The organism is Stieleria sp. (genome assembly GCF_041595215.1).
GTDB classification, from domain to species: domain Bacteria; phylum Planctomycetota; class Planctomycetia; order Pirellulales; family Pirellulaceae; genus Stieleria; species Stieleria magnilauensis.
The window spans coordinates 1-7,123 of the sequence record NZ_JBFHKV010000376.1 but is presented as its reverse complement, the minus strand read 5'-3'; the positions used below and the strand labels follow the sequence as shown (position 1 = coordinate 7,123).

The 7,123-nt window shown below is 59.5% G+C and carries 3 protein-coding genes; 2 read left to right on the top strand and 1 reads right to left on the bottom strand.

The window, feature by feature from the left end:
• Nucleotides 1–107: 107 nt before the first annotated feature.
• Entirely contained in the window at nucleotides 108–845 is a 738-nt protein-coding gene (gene mnmD, locus ABX749_RS15595) for a tRNA (5-methylaminomethyl-2-thiouridine)(34)-methyltransferase MnmD (RefSeq protein ID WP_372896790.1), read from the top strand.
• 59 nt (nucleotides 846–904) lie between these two features.
• Nucleotides 905–5,464 carry a PVC-type heme-binding CxxCH protein gene (locus ABX749_RS15590; RefSeq protein WP_372896789.1) on the top strand — a complete coding sequence of 1,520 codons (4,560 nt, stop codon included), beginning with the start codon at nucleotides 905–907 and terminating at the stop codon, nucleotides 5,462–5,464.
• Nucleotides 5,465–5,562: 98 nt separating this feature from the next.
• Here the strand turns inward: ABX749_RS15590 and ABX749_RS15585 are convergent, their stop codons facing one another.
• Nucleotides 5,563–6,987: a hypothetical protein gene (locus ABX749_RS15585; RefSeq protein WP_372896788.1), complete on the bottom strand. Its 1,425-nt coding sequence runs from the start codon at nucleotides 6,985–6,987 to the stop codon at nucleotides 5,563–5,565.
• Between the last annotated feature and the right edge of the window lie 136 nt (nucleotides 6,988–7,123).

Below are 7,123 nucleotides of genomic sequence, written 5' to 3'. Positions count from 1 at the left end.
CGGATGGCAGGGTGCAAACTATCCGTGGGTTCGCGCTGCCATCCGTGGGCCCAATAATGGTTTCATCGTCCCGCAAGTGACAGCCTGACCCTCAGCCTCCTCCGCGCATGCCGATTCCTGTTCGCGAAACGTTTCCCAGCGACCGCGAGGACTTGATCGTCCAGGTGACCGATGACGGCAGCTTGACGCTGGTGCGTGCCGGCAGCGACGACGCCTTTCACAGCGGGTGCGGCGCGGCGTCGGAAACCCGGCACGTCTACTTGCGCAACAGCGGTGTGGCGGAGCGACTGGGCCAACAACAGCCGACGCGGGTGCTGGAGATCGGCCTGGGAACGTCGATGGCAATGTTGATGACGCTCGACGCCGCTGTCGCCCAAGACGCGGTGCTGGATTATGTCGCCATTGAAACGGACTGGATCAGCGCGGCGACACTGCAATACCTGAAGCCTCGCGATTGGACCTCCCGACCCGGCCTTGTGGATGACTATTTGGACTTTCGCCGCTCGCTTCCAGACGAGGTGCCGCCGGGAACGTACTGTTGGCGACTCGATGCACGCCGAAACGTGACAATCGAAGTTGCGGATGTTCGCCAATCGAGTCATGAATCCGAGCCCCCGTTTGATGCGATCTACTACGATCCGTTTTGCTGCGAGAGCGCACCGGAACTTTGGACGAGCGATTGTTTTCGATCAATGCGTCGGGTGATTAGTGACACCGGCAAACTGACCACCTACAGTTGCAGTCGCCCCGTTCGAGACGCTCTGGAGCAGGCCGGATGGCAGGTCCAACGTGTTCCCGGGCCGGTGGGCGGAAAACGCGAAGTGATCATCGCGTCGCCGGTCTAGCTGCTAAACTCTCTGCGTGTTGCTTGGTCCACACCATTGCCAGAGAACGGTCCTTCACGATGCCACGCCTGCGACTGCGAAACCTGCCCGTCATCCTGTTGTTCGTCTTAGCACTCTCGCCGCTGCGGTCGGTCGCGGGTGATCGCCCGAACGTCGTGCTGATCATGACCGACAATCACGGCGCATGGACACTTGGCTGTTACGGCAATCGCGACATCCGCACGCCGAACATTGACCGTCTGGCATCCGAAGGCACGTTGTTCACCCGCGCGTTCGCGTCCAACCCTGTTTGCTCGCCGACGCGTGCAACGTTCTTGACCGGATTGTTGCCCTCGCAACACGGCGTGCATTGCTTTCTCGGCGGAGGGCGTCTGCAAGTCGGTCCCGATGCCCGCTGCACGCTCGATCAAGTGACCTCGCTGCCAGAGGTCTTGCGCGATTCAGGCTATGCCTGCGGATTGGTCGGCAAGTGGCACCTCGGTGACAACCTGCGTCCCCAAGAAGGTTTCGACGACTATTGGATCACCATGCCCCACGGCGGCACGAGTACGTTTTACGATGCGCAAATCATCGAAGACGGAAAGATTCGCAAGGAGCCCGAATACCTGACCGATTTCTGGACCAAGCACGCGGTTGGTTTCATCGAGTCACAGTCACAGCAGGACGATCCGTTCTTTCTATTCCTCTCCTACAACGGTCCGTATTCACTGAGCCGATTGCTGCTTCGCGAAGGTCGCAATCGCCACGCGGAATATTATGCCGACAAGGACTTGCTGTCGTTCCCACGCGAGCCGACGCATCCTTGGCAGTTCAGCAACCGTGACTACCACAACAACCCGGTTTCGATCCGACGTGTTGCCACAGAAGTCAGTGGCATCGACGACGGCGTCGGTACGGTCATGGAAACGCTGAAACGCTGTGGAATCGATGACAACACCATCGTGGTCTTTGTCGCCGACCAAGGTTGGGTCGGGGGCCAGGGTGGCTTTTTCGGAATGGGCGACCACACGCGGCCCGTCACCGCCCGCGACGGCATGATGCAGATCCCCATGATCTGGCGTCATCCGGGCGGGATTCGATCCAACGCCAAAACCGATCGGATGGTCACCAACTATGACTTCATGCCGACGTTGTTGAAGTATTTGAATTTGGCGGACAAAATGCCGTCCAGTCCGCCATCGCCCGGCAACGATTTCAGCGCCGAGCTGACCGGCGCGTCGGACGGGACGGGGTCTGAAAAACCGGTCTTCTACGAGTTCGAAGGTCTGCGTTGCATCCGCACCGAACGTTGGAAATACATTCACCGTCATCCCAACGGCCCCCACGAACTCTACGACTTGGAATCGGATCCTGATGAGTTCAATAATCTGGTCGACGACACGACGCATCATGCAACAGCCGCCGAATTAAAAAGTCAGCTCGATGCGTTCTACGATCGTCACGCCGTCGAACGATACGACATGTGGAACGGCGGCGGTTCGCAAACGAGACTCTTCGTCGGAATCGATGAAGAACTCGCGCAGTCCGAACCGGTTCCGCCACCGCCACTCCCGACGGCGTTTCAACCGGCGGAGATCCAAGTGCCCGAAGGCTTTTCAGCGGAACTCGTCGCAGGGCCTCCGTTGGTCACGCATCCCACGATGGGATGTCTGGACGACCAGGGGCGACTGTTCATTTGCAACAACGCCGGGGTGAACCTGAGTGCGGAAGAGCTTGAGGAACAGCTGCCCAATTCCATCCGCATGCTTGAAGACAGCGATGGCGACGGGCACTTTGATCGGTCGACGGTGTTCGCCGACAAAATGACGTACCCGATGGGAGGCGTCTGGCACGATGGAGCGTTGTACGTCGCCTCGCCGCCCAACATTTGGCGACTGGAAGACACCGACGATGATGGCGTCGCCGATCTCCGCGAAAAGATCGTGACAAAATTTGGCTATACCGGGAACGCCGCCAGTATCCACGGATGCTTCTTCGGACCCGACGGGCGTTTGTATTGGTGCGACGGTTATCACGGCCACGAATTCAAAGACGAAGACGGCAACATCACCAGCAAACGCGACGGTTCGTATTTGTTTTCCTGCCGTACCGACGGATCGGACGTCCGCATTCACTGCGGCGGCGGCATGGACAACCCGGTCGAAGTCGACTTTACCGATGAAGGCGAAATGATCGGGAGCGTCAATATTCTCTACAACCGCCCACGCGTCGACGCACTGGTGCATTGGCTCTATGGCGGTGCCTATCCCCACCGCGAACGTGTGTTGGAGGAATTGAAAGTCACCGGCGATTTACTCGGTCCGATCCATCGTTTCGGTCACGTCGCCGTCTCGGGGATCACCCGTTACCGCAGCGGCGTCATCGATCATCGATGGCGTGATCAGTTCCTCGCCACCTTTTTTAATTCCGGCAAAGTGGTTCGCGTGCAACTGCAACGCAGCGGATCGACGTTCGAAGCGACTCAGCAAGAGTTGCTGGCGGGGACGAGTGACGATTTCCATCCCACCGATGTGATCGAAGACGCCGATGGCAGCTTGCTGGTCGTCGACACCGGCGGATGGTTTTATCGCGGTTGTCCGACATCCCAAATGTCGAAACCCGATGTCCTGGGAGGTATCTACCGCGTTCGTCGCGATGGCATGACGACCCAGGTCGATCCCTGGGGCAAGCGGATCGAGTGGGAATCCTTGTCGGACACCGCTTTGATCCGGCATCTCAATGACACCCGGCACCGGGTGCGAGAGCGGGCGATCAGCGAATGTGCGCGGCGTGGCGAGCGGATCGTGCCGGCATTGGCGCGATCGATGAACAGCGACATCCGGGTCCGCCAAAACGCGCTCTGGGCGTTGACGCGAATCGTCGGTGACGACGGTTCGCTGAGTGCCGCACGGGCGGCGATTCGCGTCGCATTGGACGACCGTGACCCGAGCGTTCGCCAAATCGCTTGCCGATCGATCGCCACCTACCCCGATGGCGACGCGGTTGCTGATTTGATCCAGCGACTGGCCGGCGATGTGCCGCCGGTACGCCGTGAAGCCGCTACAGCACTTGGCCGCATCGGGCATGCCGATGCTACGGCGGCATTGATCGCCGCGTTGGCTGAAGGTCGTCAACTGGATCGATCACTCGAACACGCCATCACCTACGCACTGATCGAAATCAATGATCTCGACGCCTTGCAGAGCGGATTGAGTCATGCTTCACCGCGCGTGCGGCGTGTTTGTTTGGTGGTGCTCAATCAAACCGATGGCGTTGTGGTCCCGTCTGACACGGTTGCCGAGATGCTTGATACCGACGACACGGATCTGCAACGGACGGCGGCCGCCATCCTGTCCCGCCGGGCGCGGGCGACAACACTCGACGAGCATCCAAACGCGGGACTGACCGGTACCGCAACGCTTGTTGCTGAACGCATGCGTGACTGGTTGGCAGAGCCGGATGCGGCGTCGTCCCGCTCGTCGCTGATCATCGAACTCGCGTCCGCTTTCGCGGTGACCGAGCCGGTGGCCGAAGAGATCGGACGGGGACTCAGCGATGTGGAGCCTCTCCAATTTCGCGAGTTGCTGTTGACTGCGATCGCCCAAAGCGACGATCCGAGTCTTCATCCGAGCTGGAAAGAACCGTTGACACGCGCGTTGCAATCCGACCAGACGGAGGTCGCACGCCTTGCCATCGCTGCTGTGGCAGCCATCCAGACTGACGCCTTTGATGAGACGTTGGTTGCGATCAGCCGTGACGAAACGCAATCGGGGATCAAACGGGTCAGCGCCTTGGCGGCCGTGGAAAACAACGCGGCATCCTTGAGCGGCGACCGGTTGGCGATTCTATTGGAATTGCTCAGCGGCGGTGCGCCCACCGAAGCGAGCCAGGCGGCGCAGATGATCTCCACGTCTCGGCTCAGCCCGGATCAATTGCAGACGCTGGCCCCCTACCTGTCGAGCGCCGGCCCGGCCGCACTGCGTGACCTGATCCGACCCTACGGCCGCGCGCTCCAAGTCGACGTCGCCGAAGCCTTCTTGGAGGCGCTCGAGACGGCACGTAGCTTCGATCGTCTGCCCGCCACCGAAGTCTCCGACGTGATCAAGCGATTCCCCGCCGAATTATTGCCTCGCGCAAACGCATTGCTCGATCGGCTGGAATCGCTTGACGATCAACGGATTCAAAAACTGGATCGATTGATTCCGCTGGTGCGAGACGCCGATCCGGAGCGTGGTCGAGCGGTGTTCGCTTCCGAAAAATCGAAGTGTGCCACGTGCCATCGCGTCGGAACGGTTGGCGGGACGATTGGTCCCGATCTGACGACGATCGGAGCCAACCGGTCGGTGCATGATCTGATGGAGTCGATCGTTTTTCCGTCGGCAAGCATCGTGCGGCAATATGAATCGCACACGGTTTTGACCGATTCGGGTCAGGTCTATTCCGGCGTGATCACTCGCGAGACGCGCGATTCGATTCATCTGCAACAGCAAACCGGAGATCCGATCGTGATCGGACGCGACACCATCGACGAACTTTCACCGAGCACGGTTTCGATCATGCCCCAAGGTCTGGAAACGACGCTCAGCGAACAAGAACTCGCCGACCTGGTGGCTTGGTTAAGGGATCTGGGAAAGTCGTAACGGCCTCGGAAAAGGGGTCAGGTACCAAAAATGCGAAGCACCCGCTGGGCCATTTGGTTTTTGGTACCTGACCCCTTTTCCGCTCGCAAGATCGAGCACTACTCCAGCTTTGCCAAATCGGCGCGTGTGTCTTCATAGGTCGCGTGGAACTCCAACGCCCGCGGATCGGGATTTTTGCCCCAGATCTGGCAGGCTTTTGCGTAGAGCTCCGGCCACCAGTTGTGATGCTGCGTCAGGCCTTGATCGCGGTACGACTTCCAATGGCTGAGCACCTTGGACCAACAGTCATCGCCGTAGTCGAGGGCCTCCTTGAGTGTCGTGTATCGCGGCACGTACCAGCGGCGACCGATTTGAGCGTGCAGGACTTCATCGGCCCAATCGAAATCTTGGAACAGGGCGGACAGCGGATCGCCGCTCTCGTTGGCGACCTCCCATTCGTAACGTTTTCCGTTGCGCGGCATCAGGTTTTGTTCGATGAAAAACAGGACCCCGTGCCGTTGGCGGGCGTCGAGTTGCAGATTCAGATTGCGCGACCAGGTGAAATTAATCGGGATGGTTCGCCAATCGATTCCCAATGCGACAAAGCCGACTTCGCCCATCATCGCGTGTCGGGCTTCGTCCCACAGTTGACGTGACATCTCCATGTGGAATTCCCAGGGTTCTTCGTCGCGCAATTCCACCAGGATGCTGGCCATCATTTCCGGCACATCGATTTCGCGAAGCCGTTTGTAGTACATCATCAGCGTCTTGTCTTGCGCCGAGAACTGTTCGTCGTACAAGAAGACTTCCGGGTTGACGCCGGCGTTGTAGGGGTCGCGAAAGCGTTCGTCGCGGCGCGGTTCCTTGTCGTACTGGAAGGGTTGGGCGCTGTGCCATGGCTCGGGGACCGATTCGTCGCTGGCTTCGACGCCGTCGAGTTGACCTGCGGCTTGCAGACACCGGTTCAAGTGTCCGATCCAGGGCTCGCGGTCGGCTTGCGTGGAATCGTCGTCCAAACAGCGGAGTGCTTCGGTGCCGAAGGTGACGACGTCTTGGAGTTCAAACGCGATCAGCTTGGCGACGCGAACGGTCGGCGCGTCGGCCAGCGGATGCGCATCGGTTTGCAATCGCCGGCAAGCCTCTCGCACGGCGGGCAAGACGACGCCATAGATGCCGGCGAGCAAATCAGGCGTCGACGGTGCCGCGATCACTTCGTCCATCAAACGCTCAAGTGCCGGATCGGGAATCACGTCCAGTCCCAGCGGCGGTTCTCGCATCTCACCGACACGACGACGGATCAACGACACCTGTTCGGCGCACAGGTATGCGTGGTAGCTGAACGCCGTCTTCAATTCGTAGACCGGCTCCGCGGTGATCTTGGCGGTCAACGTCTCATGCAATCGCTTCAGGACATAGTGAAGCCGTTTGAGCCGTTGCAAGCTTTGATCGAGATCCCAAGTGCCATCGACCGCACGTGCCATCGAACAAAGTCCGGCCAGCGGCGGGATGCCACGGTAGGATTCGTAGTCGCCCTGATCACGCATTGTTTTTTCTCCCCCAAGTACCACGACACTCTCTCCGCTTCGCTAAAGTGTAAACTGGATGACGCCGTGATACCGGCCGCGGAAAAGGGGTCAGGCACCAAAAAACAAATGGCCCAAAAGGTGCTTCGCATTTTTG